Below are 16,361 nucleotides of genomic sequence, written 5' to 3' on the forward strand. Positions count from 1 at the left end.
GCCCCCGATGCAGTCGCGGTTCAAGCAGGCGGCCCTGTTTTCGGTGAAGCTGCTGCTGTCGGTCGCGGTGCTGGTCTACATCGCGCGCGGTCTCGACCTGCGTCAGTTGCGCGACCATCTCGTCTCCGTCGATCCCGTCTTGTTCGTCCTCGCCCTGGCGCTGATCTTCTTTCAGACCTTCGTGCTCAACGGCCGGTGGGAGCTGATCATGCGCGCGCTCGGCGTGTCGCTGGACTGGCTCGCCGGTTGGCGGATTCTCATGATCAGCCTCTGGTTCAATCAGGTGCTGCCCTCGTCGGTCGGCGGCGATGCGGTACGGATGTGGCTGCTGCGGCAGCGCAGCGTGCAGTGGCCGGAGGCGGTCAAGGGCGTTGCGGCGGACCGTTTCACGGCGTTGATCGGGCTGATCGTGCTGATGGTGGCCGGACTGCCGTTCCTGGTGTCGCGCGTGTCCAATCAGGCCGCGATCCTGGCCATCGGCGGGCTGACGCTGGCGGGAGTCGCCGGCACCATGGTCCTGTTGACGCTCGATCGTTTGCCGAAACGCATCATCGCGCTTCCCGCGATCGCAAGCTTCGTCCGGTTCGGAACGCTCGTCAGGTTTCTTCTCCTGCAATCCGAGCGCCGTGGTTTGCTGTTCGGATCGGCGCTCCTCATCCATCTGGTGACGGCGGCGGCCTGCTACGCCTTGGCGCGTGGCGTCGGAGCGCAGCTCTCCGTGCTCGACGCGGGCATCCTGATTCCGCCGGTGGTGCTGTTGACGGCCGTTCCGATCTCGATCAGCGGCTGGGGCGTTCGCGAAGGGGCGATGGTCGCCTGCCTCGGGCTGGCGGGCGTGCCGTCCGAGGAAGCGCTGTCGGTCTCGCTCCTGCTGGGTGCCATCAGCGTGATCATCGGGCTCGTCGGCGGCGTGATCTGGCTGGCGAGTCCGGAGCGCGGCTCGTATTCGGCGGACAAGGCCGCCAAGGCGGCGGAGGGGACGCCCAGCTTCGCGCTAGGGCAGGGCAAGGAAGTCTCGAGCCACCCATGACCCGCTTGAGCCCGTTGCCGATCTGGTCTTCACAGGGTGAGAGTGCCTCACTCGCTCGCGAATCTCATTTTTCGGTCCCATGATGAAAAACCTGTTCTACGTCCGCCATACTTGCCGCCTCTGTCATTCGGACAAGCAGGAGCTGGTCGTCCCGATGGCAGGCATGCCCATTGGCACGCCGAACTTCCAGGTGCCGAACGCCAGCGTCGACGATCCCGTCTTCCGGGCCGCGGTACCGATGGCGCTGCATCTGTGCAGGGATTGCGGCCACCTCCAGATTCTCCATGTCGGCAATCCGGAGATCCAGTACCGCAACTACGTCTACACCACCTCGCTGTCGCTCGGCCTGCGGGAGCATTTCGCAGGCTATGCCAACGATGTCGTCAGCCGCTTCGGCGTCGCGCCGGGTTCACTCGTCGTCGAACTCGGCAGCAACGACGGGTCGCTGCTCGGCTTCTTCAAGGAGCGTGGCATGCGTGTGCTGGGCGTTGATCCCGCCGTCGAGATTGCGCGGCGCGCGACCGAGGCCGGCATCGAAACCATCGGCGATTTCTTCACTGACGCCGTCGGGCACCGCATCCTGAAGAGCCATGGCGCGGCGAGCGTCGTGATCGCCAACAACATGATCGCCAATGTCGACAATCTCGATCCGCTGGTGATCGGGGTTCGCGACGTGCTCGCGCCGGACGGATTGTTCGTCTTCGAAACGCAATATGGCGTCGACGTCACCGAGAAGAACCTGCTCGACACCGTCTATCATGAGCATCTGTCGTATTTTAACATCAAGCCGCTGACGCGCTTCTTCGCCCGGCTCGGCATGGAAGTGATCGACGTCCAGCACATCTGGACCAAGGGCGGCTCGATCCGGGTGACGGTGCAGCGCGCCGGCGGTGCCAAGAAGCCGTCGGCGGAGGTCGCGCGGTTCATCGCCGAGGAAGATCGGCTCGGCGTCGATCAGCCGGCCTACTACGCGCCCTATGTAGAGAATCGCGGCCATCTGCGACGAGCTGGTTGCGATGGCTGATGCCGCCCATGCGCGCGGTCAGCTGGTCGCCGGCTACGGCGTTTCGGTTGGCACCACGACGCTGCTGCCGCAGTTCGGCCTGGAGAACAAGATCGATTTCCTGGTGGACGACGATCCCAAGAAGGGGAACGTGATGGCCGGACCGGGTTACGACATCCCGATCCTGCCGCCTGCGGCGCTGTATGAGCGCAAGCCGGCGTTCGTCGTCGTCTTCGCCTGGCGTTACGTCGACCCGATCCGGTCCAAGCATGCCCGTTATTTCGCCGAGGGCGGAAAATTCGTGGTGCCGCTGCCGGGGATTTCCATGGTCGACCGGGCCGACTGATCCGGCGAGGCCGGTCAGGGGCCGCTTGGAGGCGAGTGCCTCCCTAGCGTCGCGGCTACCGGCTCGAAGCCTGGATTTCGGCTCGCAGGGAGGGGTGGATAAGTCCTTGATCCACCTTGGGCTCTACACGGCTGCCCGGGACGCTGGCTCGCCGCGCGAGCCATCCCAATATCTTGACCTTTGGCCCCATCCGCAGTATCTACCCCGCACTCGCAGCCGGCCCGTTAGACGCGGATTTCCGGCGCGGCTTTGAAATCCCCGAACAATCGAGCCCGGTTTCCGGCTCATCCTTCAGACGAGGGCTGGGCCAAAGGCGGCTGTTCGGATCCCTTCGAAATCAGTAGCCGTCTTGCGACGGACGTTGGACATCAAACGATGGCAGTCAGCCCGTTCAAGTTCTTGCAGGAAGTGCGCTCGGAGACCGCCAAGGTCACCTGGCCGACCCGTCGTGAGACCACCATCACCACCATCATGGTGTTCGTCATGGTCGCCGTGGCCTCGATCTTCTTCTTCGCCTCCGACCAGATCATCCGTTACCTCATCACTTTCCTTCTGGGCATTCACTGATGGCAACAGCAACCGCTCAAGTGTCTGACAAGCGCTGGTACATCGTCCACGCCTATTCGAACTTCGAGAAGAAGGTCGCCGAATCGATCCGCGAGCAGGCCAAGCAACGCGGGCTCGAGGAGCTGTTCGAGCTGGTGCTGGTGCCGACCGAGAAGGTCACGGAAGTGCGCCGCGGCCGCAAGATCGACGCCGAGCGCAAGTTTTTCCCCGGCTATGTGCTGGTGAAGATGAAGCTGACCGACGAGGCGTTCCATCTGATCAAGAACACGCCGAAAGTGACGGGCTTCCTCGGCGCTGAAAACAAGCCGATGCCGATCTCGGAAGCCGAGGCCATGCGCATCCTGCACCAGGTGCAGGAGGGCGTGGAACGGCCGAAGGCGTCGGTCTCGTTCGAGATCGGCGAGAACGTGCGCGTGGCCGACGGCCCATTCGCCTCGTTCTCGGGTGTTGTCGAGGAAATCGACGAGGCGCGCTCGCGCGTGAAGGTCGCGGTGTCGATCTTCGGCCGCGCCACGCCGGTCGAACTGGAATTCGGTCAGGTCGAGAAGGTCTGACCGAGTACGCGCGAGACTTCGGTCTTGCGCAGCAAGAGGCCGTGGGAGGGAGAGGGCGGTTGCCAGCCGCATCCGACCCAGACCACGAACCTGAAACCGCCGGCCATGCCGGCACAACAGGAGTGATACATGGCAAAGAAAGTGACCGGATACCTGAAGCTTCAGGTCCCGGCCGGTGCGGCGAATCCCTCGCCCCCGATCGGTCCCGCGCTCGGTCAGCGCGGTCTCAACATCATGGAGTTCTGCAAGGCGTTCAACGCCCAGACCCAGAAGGAAGAGAAGAACACTCCGATTCCCGTGGTGATCACGATCTACGCCGATCGTTCGTTCACCTTCGAGATGAAGACCCCCCCGATGTCGTTCTTCCTCAAGCAGGCTGCCAAGATCCAGTCCGGCTCGAAGGCGCCGGGCCGTGACAAGGCCGGCAAGGTGACCAAGGCGCAGGTGCGCGAGATCGCCGAGAAGAAGATGAAGGACTTGAATTGCGACAGCATCGAATCGGCCATGAAGATGGTCGAGGGCTCCGCCCGTTCGATGGGTCTGGAAGTTGCGGGGTAAGCGGTCATGGCAATCGGAAAGCGTTTGAACAAAGCCCGCGAAGGCATTGACCGCGAAAAGCTTTACCCGCTCGCGGACGCCATCAAGATGGTTAAGGAGCGCGCGAAAGCGAAGTTCGACGAGACCATCGAGGTCGCGATCAATCTCGGCGTCGATCCGCGTCACGCCGACCAGATGGTCCGCGGCGTCGTGACCCTGCCGAATGGCACCGGCCGTACGCTCCGCGTCGGCGTGTTCGCCCGTGGCGCCAAGGCCGATGAGGCCAAGGCTGCGGGTGCCGACGTCGTCGGTGCCGAGGATCTGGTCGAGAAGGTGCAGAACGGCTCGATCGATTTCGACCGCTGCATCGCCACCCCCGACATGATGCCGCTGGTCGGCCGGTTGGGTAAGGTGCTCGGCCCGCGCGGCCTGATGCCGAACCCGAAGATCGGCACCGTGACCATGGATGTCACCGGCGCGGTGAAGGGTGCCAAGGGCGGCTCGGTCGAGTTCCGCGTCGAGAAGGCCGGCATCCTGCAGGCCGGCGTCGGCAAGGCCTCGTTCTCCGAGGAGAAGCTGGTCGAGAACATCAAGGCCCTGGCAGACGCCGTCTCCAAGGCCAAGCCGGCCGGCTCCAAGGGCACCTACATCCAGCGCGTGGCGGTGTCCTCGACGATGGGCCCCGGCGTGAAGGTCGAGCCGGGCACCATCCTCGGCTAAGGTTTGCAAATTGCATGAGGCGAGGGGCGGAATTGGGCAACCGATTCCGCCCCTCGTCGTTTGTGACCGCGTTCACCGGAAACAAGAACAATGGCTGACAAGGTCCTGATCTACTCCCGCTTTCCCAAGACGATGATGGTGCGATTCGCCGAACGGTTCGAGTTGCTCGACACCGGTGGCAAACCCGCGCGTGAGGTGTTTTCGGCGGATGAACTCGGCGGCATCCGCGCGATGCTCACCTCAGGCGGCACGCCGCTGGGGCCCGACGCGATGGACCTGTTTCCGAAGCTTGGCGCCATCGTCTGCTACGGCACCGGCTATGACGGCGTCGACTTGAAGGCGGCCGCCTTACGCAACATCGCGGTCGGCCACAGTCCGGGTGCCAACGCGGCCTCGGTGGCCGACATCGCGATGACCCTGATGCTGGCGACGACGCGGCGGATCCTGGTTGCCGACCAATATGTCCGCAGCGGCGATTGGGCGGCGTCAAAACCCTCGCCGATGATGCGGCCACAGGCGGGCATGCCCGGCCGCCGGATCGGTATCTACGGCATGGGTGAGATCGGCCGCAAGATTGCGGCGCGCTGCGCGGCGTTCGAAAGCGAGATCGGCTATTTCAGCCGCACCAGATACGATCTGCCTTATCAATATTTCCCGACGCTGGAAGCGCTCGCCGACTGGTGCAGCGTGCTGATGATCGCGGTTCGGGCAGGGGCCGAGACCCAGCACGTCGTCAACGCCGATATCCTCAGGCGTCTCGGCGCGGACGGCTATGTCGTCAACATCTCCCGCGGCTCGGTCGTCGACGAGAAGGCCCTGGTCGCCGCGCTTACCGACAAGACCATCGCCGGCGCCGGCCTCGACGTCTACGATAGAGAACCGCACGCGCCCGACGCGCTGACCGCGCTCCCCAATGTGGTGCTCGCCCCGCATATCGGCGGCCACACCCTCGAATCGCACGTCGCCATGCAAAATTGCGTCCTGGCGAACCTCACCGCATTCTTCGGGGGCAAGCCGCTGCCTTACGCGGTCAAATCGGCCTGAATCGGCCCTTGTTGGCCCGCCTTAGGCCCGGCCGGCAACGGATTGGAACTGGTGTGAATTTTGCTCTTGGCAAGCCGGCTCCGAGCGGTTAAAGAACGGCTTCCGGACGTGCCGGCCTCGGCTGGCGCGTTCGTGCACGCATTCCGAAAACCGATGCAGCAGGAGATCATTCCTTTCCAGGACGTCCGCAAGGATTTGCCCGGAAAAGGAAGGAAACCTCGTCACTTGGTGGAATGCGGGCAGAGGTCGGGCGGTTCGCCGGCTGACCTTGTCCTGTCCAAGACTGCAGGCGCCCGCGGGGAATTTCGATTTCTCAACGGCTTAATCGCATGGCCTGCATAGACGGGTGAAGACCGGATTTCACTTCGCACCCAGCTTCAAGGGCTGGCTTCGCGAAACGGGTCTGGTTCGGACCTCGACACGCCGTGGGCCTTATGGGCTCCCGGAGGGCAGGCTTGAATTGTCGTCTTGCCCGGCGTGTCCGATGGGTTTTGGCCCGGAGGTTCAGGTTTGGGCGGGGCGATGGGTGCAACCCGGCGGTCCCGCTTCTCGCGATGGCCGCCAACCGGAGAGAGCTTGCTGTGGAACGAGCGGCAAAAAAGGAAGCGGTCGAACAGCTCAACGAGGTCTTCAAGACCACGGGCGTCGCGATCGTTGCTCAATATTCCGGCCTCACCGTTGCCCAGATGCAGAAGCTGCGCATGCAGATGAAGCAGGCTGGCGCCTCGGTGAAGGTCTCGAAGAACCGTCTCGCCAAAATTGCTCTTGAAGGCACTGACGTCGTTGCCATTGGCCCCATGCTGAAGGGGCCGACCGTGATCGCGACTTCCAACGATCCGGTAGCGGCGCCGAAGGTCGCCATCGAATTCGCCAAGGCGAACGAAAAGTTCGTCATCGTCGGCGGCTCGATGGGCAAGACCGTCCTGAATGTCGACGGGGTGAAGGCGCTTGCCTCACTGCCGTCGCTTGACGAACTGCGCGGCAAGATCGTCGGCCTCATCGTGGCCCCGGCGACCAAGCTCGCTCAGCTCGCCAACGCGCCCGCGGGCAAGCTCGCGCGCGTCATCCAGGCTCATGCCTCAAAGGGCGAAGCGGCCTGATGCCCTTCGCAAAACTCAAACCCGAACCAGACTTACACGTAAGGAAACTGAACAATGGCTGACTTGCAGAAGATCGTTGACGACCTCTCGAGCCTCACCGTGCTCGAAGCTGCCGAACTCGCGAAGCTCCTCGAAGAGAAGTGGGGCGTTTCGGCTGCCGCGGCTGTCGCCGTGGCCGGCCCGGCTGCTGGCGGCGGCGCTGCCGCTCCGGCTGAAGAGAAGACCGAGTTCACGGTCGTTCTCGCCAGCGCCGGCGACAAGAAGATCGAGGTCATCAAGGAGGTCCGCGCCATCACCGGTCTCGGCCTGAAGGAAGCAAAGGACCTCGTCGAGGGTGCTCCGAAGCCGCTGAAGGAAGGCGTGAACAAGGAAGAAGCCGAGAAGATCAAGGCGCAGATCGAGAAGGCTGGCGCCAAGGTCGAGCTCAAGTAAGCGGAAGCTTACTGGCGAGGTCCCGGGCGAGCATCGGCGCGACCCGGGATCTTGGTCCGCCCCTCATCGAAGGGGTGGGCCGGATGCAAAAGGCGTGCGACGGAACGTCCCGACGCAGGCCGAACACGAAAAAGTGTGGGGATTTGAGGGTTTACCCCTCGAATCTCCATTATTGTCGCCCCATATCGGGTCGGCAGCACGAAAGCGCGGTGGGCAGGGAGGCCGGATTTCCCTGTAAGCCGTTGGGAGAGCAGGCTATTTCGGGCTTTTGCAGTCCGTGAAGACGATCGTTGTGACGGGCGGGCGCGCTTCTGCGCCCCGCGCGTCGTTTTGCGTTTTGAAGGTCTGAAGAACAGATCAGGACATTCCCGCCTGAAACTGAGCTTCCGGCCCCCAAGACGGGTTCGAAAAATTCAACCCGGGGAGCGGTGGCAGCCGCGTTCCGGACGGCGCGCCCAGAGCGGGCGACGAAATGAGAGGCCACGATGGCGCAGCAGACATTCACCGGTCGCAAACGCGTTCGCAAGTTTTTCGGACACATCAAGGAAGTCGCCGAGATGCCGAACCTCATCGAGGTTCAGAAGGCGTCCTATGACCAGTTCCTGATGGTCGACGAGCCCCAGGGTGGCCGTCTCGACGAGGGTCTGCAGGCGGTGTTCCGCTCGGTGTTTCCGATCTCCGACTTCTCGGGCACCTCGATGCTGGAATTCGTCCGCTACGAGTTCGAGCAGCCGAAATACGACGTCGACGAGTGCCGCCAGCGCGGCATGACCTTCGCGGCTCCCCTCAAGGTGACGCTGCGCCTCATCGTGTTCGATATCGACGAGGAAACCGGCGCGAAGTCGGTGAAGGACATCAAGGAGCAGGACGTCTACATGGGCGACATCCCGCTCATGACGATGAACGGCACCTTCATCGTCAACGGCACCGAGCGCGTCATCGTCTCGCAGATGCACCGTTCGCCCGGCGTGTTCTTCGATCACGACAAGGGCAAGACCCATTCCTCGGGCAAGCTGCTGTTCGCCGCTCGCGTGATCCCGTATCGCGGCTCCTGGCTCGACATCGAGTTCGACGCCAAGGACATCGTCTATGCGCGTATCGACCGTCGCCGCAAGATTCCGGTGACGTCGCTGATGTTCGCGCTCGGCCTCGACGGCGAGGCGATCCTGTCCACGTTCTATAAGAGGATCCTCTACAAGCGGACCAAGGAAGGCTGGCGCGTTCCGTTCGACGCCAACCGCTTCCGCGGCTATTCGACCGTCAACGATTTGATCGACGCCGATACCGGCAAGGTGGTGCTCGAGGCCGGCAAGAAGCTCACCGTCCGTGCCGCCCGCCAGCTCCAGGAGAAGGGGCTGAAGGCGCTGCGCATGGCCGATGAGGAGCTGGTCGGCAACTACGTCGCCGAGGACCTCGTCAACCCGAAGACGGGCGAGATCCATGCTGAAGCCGGTGAGGAAATCACCGACAAGCTGATGAAGGCGCTCAACGAGCAGGGCTACAAGGAGCTGCCGCTGCTCGACATCGACCACGTCAATGTCGGCCCCTACATCCGCAACACGCTCTCAGCCGACAAGAACATGACGCGTGAGGACGCGCTGTTCGACATCTACCGCGTCATGCGTCCGGGCGAGCCGCCGACGCTGGAATCGGCGCAGGCCATGTTCCAGTCGCTGTTCTTCGACGCCGAGCGCTACGACCTCTCCGCGGTCGGCCGCGTCAAGATGAACATGCGCCTCGACCTCGATGCGCCCGATACCCAGCGCACGCTGCGCAAGGAAGACATCCTCTCCGTCATCAAGACGCTGGTGGACCTGCGCGACGGCAAGGGCGAGATCGACGACATCGACCATCTCGGCAACCGCCGTGTGCGTTCGGTCGGCGAGCTCATGGAGAACCAGTACCGCATTGGCCTCCTGCGCATGGAGCGTGCGATCAAGGAGCGCATGTCCTCGGTCGACATCGACACGGTGATGCCGCAGGACCTGATCAACGCCAAGCCGGCGGCTGCCGCCGTGCGCGAGTTCTTCGGCTCCTCGCAGCTCTCGCAGTTCATGGACCAGACCAACCCGCTCAGCGAGATCACCCACAAGCGGCGCCTCTCGGCGCTCGGACCGGGCGGTCTGACCCGCGAGCGCGCCGGCTTCGAAGTGCGCGACGTGCATCCGACGCATTACGGCCGCATCTGCCCGATCGAGACGCCGGAAGGTCCGAACATCGGCCTGATCAACTCGCTCGCGACCTTCGCGCGCGTGAACAAGTACGGCTTCGTCGAGACGCCGTACCGCAAGGTCAAGGACGGCCGCGTCACCGACGAGGTCGTGTACCTCTCGGCGATGGAGGAGGGCCGCTACACGGTCGCGCAGGCCAACGTGCCGCTCGACCCGAAGGGCCGCTTCACCGAAGACCTCGTGGTCTGCCGTCACGCCGGCGAAGTCTTGCCGGTTACGCCGGACAAGGTCGACTACATGGACGTGTCGCCGAAGCAGCTCGTTTCGGTGGCCGCGGCGCTGATCCCGTTCCTCGAGAACGACGACGCCAACCGCGCGCTGATGGGCTCGAACATGCAGCGCCAGGCGGTGCCGCTGGTTCGCGCCGAGGCGCCGTTCGTCGGCACCGGCATGGAAGGCGTGGTCGCGCGTGACTCGGGTGCTGCGATCGCGGCGCGCCGTTCCGGCGTGATCGACCAGATCGACGCGACCCGCGTCGTCATCCGCGCCACCGAAGATCTCGATCCGACCAAGTCGGGCGTCGATATCTACCGGCTGATGAAGTACCAGCGTTCCAACCAGTCGACCTGCATCAACCAGCGTCCGCTGGTGAAGGTCGGCGACATCGTCAAGAAGGGCGACATCATCGCCGACGGTCCCTCGACCGATCTCGGCGAGCTCGCGCTCGGCCGCAACGTGCTGGTCGCGTTCATGCCGTGGAACGGCTACAACTTCGAAGACTCGATCCTGCTCTCCGAGCGGATCGTGAAGGAAGACGTCTTCACCTCGATCCACATCGAGGAGTTCGAGGTGATGGCCCGCGACACCAAGCTCGGACCCGAGGAAATCACCCGCGACATTCCGAACGTCTCGGAAGAAGCGCTGAAGAACCTCGACGAAGCCGGTATCGTCTACATCGGTGCGGAAGTGCGCGCCGGCAACATCCTGGTCGGCAAGATCACGCCGAAGGGCGAAAGCCCGATGACGCCGGAAGAGAAGCTCCTGCGCGCCATCTTCGGCGAGAAGGCCTCCGACGTTCGCGACACTTCGCTGCGCGTTCCTCCGGGCGTACAGGGCACCATCGTCGAAGTGCGCGTGTTCAACCGTCACGGCGTCGACAAGGACGAGCGTGCGCTGGCGATCGAGCGGGAAGAGATCGAGCGTCTGGCCAAGGACCGCGACGACGAGCAGGCGATCCTCGACCGCAACGTCTACAACCGTCTTGCCGAGCTGCTCGAGGGACGGCAGGGCATTGCCGGTCCGAAGGGCTTCAAGAAGGACACCAAGATCACCCGTGCGGTGCTCGAGGAGTACCCGAAGTCGCAGTGGTGGCTGTTCGCCTCGCCCAACAACAAGCTGATGGCCGAGATCGAGGCCATGCGGAAGCAGTACGACGAGTCGAAGAAGGGGCTGGAACAGCGCTTCCTCGACAAGGTCGAGAAGCTTCAGCGCGGTGACGAATTGCCGCCCGGCGTGATGAAGATGGTCAAGGTCTTCGTCGCGGTGAAGCGCAAGATCCAGCCCGGCGACAAGATGGCCGGCCGCCACGGCAACAAGGGTGTGGTGTCGAAGATCGTGCCGATCGAGGACATGCCGTTCCTCGAAGACGGCACGCATGCCGACATCGTGCTCAATCCGCTGGGCGTGCCCTCGCGCATGAACGTCGGACAGATCCTCGAGACCCATCTCGGCTGGGCCTGCGCCGGCCTTGGCAAGCGTATCGGCCAGACGGTCGATGCTTACCTGTCGAAGCAGGACATCAAGCCGCTGAAGGAAACCTTGAAGAAGGTCTACGGCGAGGACGAGACGATCAAGTCGCTCAACGACAACGAACTGATCGAGCTCGGCCACAACTTGAGCCGCGGCGTGCCGATCGCGACGCCGGTGTTCGACGGCGCCAAGGAAGCCGACATCGAGGAGATGCTGAAGCTCGCCGGTCTCGACGCTTCGGGTCAGTCGACCGTCTATGACGGCCGCACCGGCGATCCGTTCGATCGCAAGGTGACGGTGGGCTACATCTACATGCTCAAGCTGCACCATCTCGTCGACGACAAGATCCACGCGCGTTCGATCGGTCCGTACTCGCTCGTCACCCAGCAGCCGCTGGGCGGCAAGGCGCAGTTCGGCGGCCAGCGCTTCGGCGAAATGGAGGTGTGGGCGCTCGAGGCTTACGGCGCGGCGTACACGCTCCAGGAGATGCTGACGGTGAAGTCGGACGACGTCGCCGGCCGCACCAAGGTGTACGAGGCAATCGTGCGCGGCGACGACACGTTCGAGGCCGGTATTCCGGAATCCTTCAACGTGCTGGTCAAGGAAATGCGCTCGCTCGGCCTCAACGTCGACCTGCACAACTCCAAGATGGGACCGGCGCCGACGTCGGAAGCGGCCGAGTAATTCGACCTGTCATGCCCGGCCTTCGCGGCCGGGCGTTGGCGCCCCGCCTGAGGCCTTGAGGGGCAGGGCGCCCCGCTAAGTGATTTTCGAATTTGCGGCCGGAGGCGACCGGCACGCGAGGAGAAGACGATGAACCAAGAAATTATGAATCTCTTCAATCCGACGACGCCGGCTCAGGTCTTCGACCAGATCCGGATCTCGATCGCGTCTCCAGAAAAGATTCTGTCCTGGTCCTACGGCGAGATCAAGAAGCCGGAGACCATCAACTACCGTACCTTCAAGCCGGAGCGCGACGGCCTGTTCTGCGCCCGCATCTTCGGGCCGATCAAGGACTACGAGTGCTTGTGCGGCAAGTACAAGCGCATGAAGTACAAGGGCATCATCTGCGAGAAGTGCTCGGTCGAGGTCACGCTGTCGCGCGTCCGGCGCGAGCGCATGGGCCACATCGAGCTCGCAGCCCCCGTCGCCCACATCTGGTTCCTGAAGTCGCTGCCCTCGCGCATCGGCCTCCTGCTGGACATGACGCTGAAGGATCTCGAGCGGATCCTCTATTTCGAATACTACGTCGTGCTGGAGCCGGGCCTCACCGCGCTGAAGGACCGTCAGCTCCTGTCGGAAGACGAGTATCTGAAGGCGCAGGACGAGTACGGCCAGGATTCCTTCACCGCCATGATCGGCGCGGAAGCGATCCGCGAGCTGCTCAAGGGCATGGACCTCGAGAAGCTCGAGGCCTCCTTGCGCGTCGAGATGCAGGAGACCGACTCCGACATCAAGCACAAGAAGCTCGCCAAGCGCCTGAAGATCGTGGAAGCGTTCCGCCACTCCGGCAACAAGCCGGAATGGATGATCATGACCGTGGTCCCGGTGATCCCGCCGGACCTGCGTCCGCTGGTGCCGCTGGACGGCGGCCGCTTCGCGACCTCGGACCTCAACGACCTCTACCGCCGCGTCATCAACCGCAACAATCGCTTGAAGCGGCTGATGGAGCTGCGCGCGCCCGACATCATCATCCGCAACGAGAAGCGCATGCTTCAGGAAGCGGTCGATGCGCTGTTCGACAACGGCCGCCGCGGCCGCGTCATCACCGGCGCCAACAAGCGCCCGCTGAAGTCGCTCGCCGACATGCTCAAGGGCAAGCAGGGTCGCTTCCGTCAGAACCTGCTCGGCAAGCGCGTCGACTATTCGGGCCGTTCGGTGATCGTGGTCGGTCCCGAGCTGCGCCTGCATCAATGCGGCCTGCCGAAGAAGATGGCGCTCGAGCTGTTCAAGCCGTTCATCTACTCGCGGCTTGACGCCAAGGGCCTGTCCACCACCGTGAAGCAGGCCAAGAAGCTGGTCGAGAAGGAGCGGCCCGAGGTCTGGGACATCCTGGACGAGGTCATCCGCGAGCATCCGGTGCTGCTCAACCGCGCACCGACGCTGCACCGCCTCGGCATCCAGGCGTTCGAGCCTGTGTTGATCGAGGGCAAGGCGATCCAGCTGCACCCGCTGGTCTGCTCCGCGTTCAACGCCGACTTCGACGGCGACCAGATGGCCGTGCACGTTCCGCTGTCACTCGAAGCGCAGCTGGAAGCGCGCGTCCTGATGATGTCGACCAACAACATCCTGCATCCGGCGAACGGTCAGCCGATCATCGTGCCGTCGCAGGACATCGTGCTCGGTCTCTACTACGTCTCGATCATGCGCGAAGGCCTGCCCGGCGAGGGCAAGGTGTTCGGTGACATGGCCGAGCTCGAGCACGCCCTGCATGCGAAGGTCATCCACCTCCACACCAAGATCAAGTACCGGTGGGAAGGCATGGACGAGACCGGCAAGGTCTCCAAGCGCTGGATCGAGACCACCGCCGGCCGCGTCATGCTCGGCAATCTGCTGCCGAAGAACCCGCGCATCTCGTACGAGATCATCAACAAGCTGATGACCAAGCGCGAGATCTCGGGCGTGATCGACCAGGTCTACCGTCACTGCGGCCAGAAGGAGACGGTGATCTTCTGCGACCGCATCATGGCGCTCGGCTTCTACAACGCGTTCAAGGCCGGCATCTCGTTCGGCAAGGACGACATGGTCGTGCCGCACGGCAAGTGGAAGATCGTCGATACCACCCGTACGTTGGCGAAGGATTTCGAGCAGCAGTACAACAACGGCCTGATCACCCATGGCGAGAAGTACAACAAGGTCGTCGACGCCTGGTCGAAGGCCACGGAAGAAATCGCCAAGGCGATGATGAAGGAGATCTCCGCCACCAAGAAGACGGCGAGCGGGGCCGATGCCGACATCAACTCGATCTACATGATGGCTCACTCCGGTGCCCGCGGTTCGCCGGCCCAGATGCGCCAGCTCGCCGGCATGCGCGGCCTGATGGCCAAGCCGTCGGGTGAGATCATCGAGACGCCGATCATCTCGAACTTCAAGGAAGGCCTCTCGGTGCTCGAGTACTTCAACTCGACCCACGGCGCCCGCAAGGGCCTCGCGGACACCGCGTTGAAGACTGCGAACTCGGGCTACCTGACCCGTCGTCTCGTCGACGTGGCGCAGGACTGCATCATCACGCAGAGTGACTGCGGCACCAAGCTCGGCATCAAGATGCGCGCCATCGTCGACGCCGGCACCGTGGTGGCTTCGCTCGGCTCGCGCATCCTCGGACGCACGGCCTGCGAAGACATCCGTGACAGCTCGGGCAAGGTGATCATCAAGCGCAACACGCTGATGGAAGAGAGCCATCTGGACGCCATCCAGCAGGGTGGTGTGCAGGAGGTGAAGATCCGCTCGGCGCTGACTTGCGAGCTCGTCAACGGCATCTGCGGCAAGTGCTACGGCCGCGACCTCGCCCGCGGCACGCCGGTCAACCACGGTGAAGCCGTCGGCGTCATCGCGGCGCAGTCGATCGGTGAGCCGGGCACCCAGCTGACCATGCGCACCTTCCACATCGGCGGTGCGGCGCAGCTCAACGAGCAGTCCTTCGTCGAAGCCAACTTCGACGGCAAGATCGTGATCAGGAACAAGGCCATCGCCCGCAACAGCGAAGGTCATCTGATCGCGATGGTGCGCAACATGGTGGTGGCGATCGTCGATGCCGACGGCACCGAGCGTGCGACGCACCGTGTCCAGTACGGCTCGCGCCTGCACGTGGACGAAGGCGACATGGTCAAGCGCGGCCAGCGCGTCGTCGAGTGGGATCCCTATACCCGTCCGCTCCTCACCGAAGTCGAAGGTACGATCGGCTTCGAGGATCTGGTCGAGGGGCAATCGATCTCGGAAACGCTCGACGAGGCCACCGGTATCGCCAAGCGCGTGGTTATCGACTGGCGCTCGACCCGCGGCGGCTCGGACCTGCGTCCGGCCATCGTGGTCAAGGGCAAGGACGGCAAGGTGCTCAAGCTCCCCCGTGGCGGCGATGCCCGCTACATGCTGTCGGTCGACGCCATTCTCTCGGTCGACGTCGGAGCCAAGGTCAATCCGGGCGACATCCTCGCCCGTGTCTCGACCGAAAGCGCCAAGACGCGTGACATCACCGGCGGTCTGCCGCGGGTGGCGGAACTGTTCGAGGCACGGCGTCCGAAGGATGCGGCGATCATCGCCGAAATCGCGGGCACCATCCGGTTCGGACGCGACTACAAGAACAAGCGTCGCATCTCGATCGAGCCGATGGACAAGACCGAGGAGCCGCGCGAGTACCTGATCCCGAAGGGCAAGCACATCCACCTTCAGGACGGCGACGTCGTGGAAAAGGGCGACTTCATCGTGGAAGGCAACCCGGCGCCGCACGACATTCTTGCGGTGAAGGGCATCGAGGAGCTTGCGGCTTACCTGGTCAACGAAATCCAGGAGGTCTACCGGCTCCAGGGCGTGCTCATCAACGACAAGCACATCGAGGTGATTGTCCGTCAGATGCTCCAGAAGGTGGAAGTCACCGACCAGGGCGACACGGACATGATCTCCGGCGAGCAGGTCGACAAGATCGAGTTCGAACGCGCTGAACGAGAAGGCCAAGGAAGAGGGCAAGAAGCCCGCCACGGGGACGCCGGTTCTGCTCGGCATCACCAAGGCGAGCCTTCAGACCCGCTCGTTCTTCTCGGCGGCCTCGTTCCAGGAGACCACCCGCGTCCTCACGGAAGCGGCGGTCAACGGCAAGATCGATCCGCTCGAAGGCCTCAAGGAGAACGTCATCGTCGGCCGGCTGATCCCGGCGGGCACCGGCGCCTCCATGGCCAAGATCCGCGAAGTCGCCATGAAGCGCGAACAAGCTGATCCTGGACGAGCGCGAGAAGCAGGCGGCCGTCGTGTCGCCCGCGCCGGAAGCGGAGCCGATGGCGCTGCCGCCGGCGGAATGATGGTTCATCCGTAAGAATACCGAGGACAATGAAAAGGCCGGCTTTTGCCGGCCTTTTTGCTGCTTTCTGTGTTTGCTGCTATGCGGGATCAGCCTT

General features: G+C 63.6%; 9 protein-coding genes and 2 pseudogenes. All 11 read left to right on the top strand.

What is annotated here, in order from left to right:
* Positions 1-7: 7 nt before the first annotated feature.
* The 11 genes and pseudogenes from ACSKB8_RS26775 to rpoC all read left to right on the top strand — a co-directional run bounded on the left by ACSKB8_RS26775 (position 8) and on the right by rpoC (position 16,265).
* Positions 8-1,030, top strand: a complete 1,023-nt coding sequence (locus ACSKB8_RS26775; RefSeq protein ID WP_438107496.1) for a lysylphosphatidylglycerol synthase transmembrane domain-containing protein — start codon at positions 8-10, stop codon at positions 1,028-1,030.
* A gap of 163 nt (positions 1,031-1,193) precedes the next feature.
* Positions 1,194-2,379, top strand: a pseudogene (locus ACSKB8_RS26780) (methyltransferase domain-containing protein).
* A gap of 375 nt (positions 2,380-2,754) precedes the next feature.
* Complete coding sequence (gene secE / locus ACSKB8_RS26785) at positions 2,755-2,946, top strand: preprotein translocase subunit SecE (RefSeq protein ID WP_091894769.1); 192 nt, start codon at positions 2,755-2,757, stop codon at positions 2,944-2,946.
* Entirely contained in the window at positions 2,946-3,500 is a 555-nt protein-coding gene (nusG, locus tag ACSKB8_RS26790) for a transcription termination/antitermination protein NusG (RefSeq protein ID WP_018647229.1), read from the top strand. The genes secE and nusG overlap by 1 nt, the downstream gene beginning before the upstream one ends.
* 129 nt (positions 3,501-3,629) lie before the next feature.
* Positions 3,630-4,058: a 50S ribosomal protein L11 gene (gene rplK, locus ACSKB8_RS26795; RefSeq protein WP_006611824.1), complete on the top strand. Its 429-nt coding sequence runs from the start codon at positions 3,630-3,632 to the stop codon at positions 4,056-4,058.
* Positions 4,059-4,064: 6 nt separating this feature from the next.
* Positions 4,065-4,757, top strand: coding sequence for a 50S ribosomal protein L1 (gene rplA / locus ACSKB8_RS26800; protein WP_018647230.1), 693 nt, complete (start codon positions 4,065-4,067; stop codon positions 4,755-4,757).
* A 90-nt stretch (positions 4,758-4,847) separates the two neighbouring features.
* The gene (locus tag ACSKB8_RS26805; protein ID WP_438107500.1) at positions 4,848-5,801 is read left to right on the top strand and encodes a 2-hydroxyacid dehydrogenase; all 954 of its coding nucleotides are present in this window, start codon (positions 4,848-4,850) and stop codon (positions 5,799-5,801) included.
* 581 nt (positions 5,802-6,382) lie between these two features.
* Positions 6,383-6,901, top strand: a complete 519-nt coding sequence (gene rplJ, locus ACSKB8_RS26810) for a 50S ribosomal protein L10 (protein ID WP_438107501.1) — start codon at positions 6,383-6,385, stop codon at positions 6,899-6,901.
* Between the two features lie 54 nt (positions 6,902-6,955).
* Complete coding sequence (gene rplL / locus ACSKB8_RS26815) at positions 6,956-7,333, top strand: 50S ribosomal protein L7/L12 (protein WP_091894765.1); 378 nt, start codon at positions 6,956-6,958, stop codon at positions 7,331-7,333.
* Between the two features lie 485 nt (positions 7,334-7,818).
* On the top strand, positions 7,819-11,937 hold the full coding sequence (gene rpoB / locus ACSKB8_RS26820; protein WP_438107503.1) for a DNA-directed RNA polymerase subunit beta: 4,119 nt from the start codon (positions 7,819-7,821) through the stop codon (positions 11,935-11,937).
* A gap of 129 nt (positions 11,938-12,066) precedes the next feature.
* Positions 12,067-16,265: pseudogene (gene rpoC, locus ACSKB8_RS26825) on the top strand (DNA-directed RNA polymerase subunit beta').
* The last annotated feature ends 96 nt before the right edge of the window (positions 16,266-16,361 follow it).

Source organism: Bradyrhizobium sp. BR 1432 (assembly GCF_051547705.1).
Classification (GTDB): Bacteria; Pseudomonadota; Alphaproteobacteria; order Rhizobiales; family Xanthobacteraceae; genus Bradyrhizobium; species Bradyrhizobium zhanjiangense.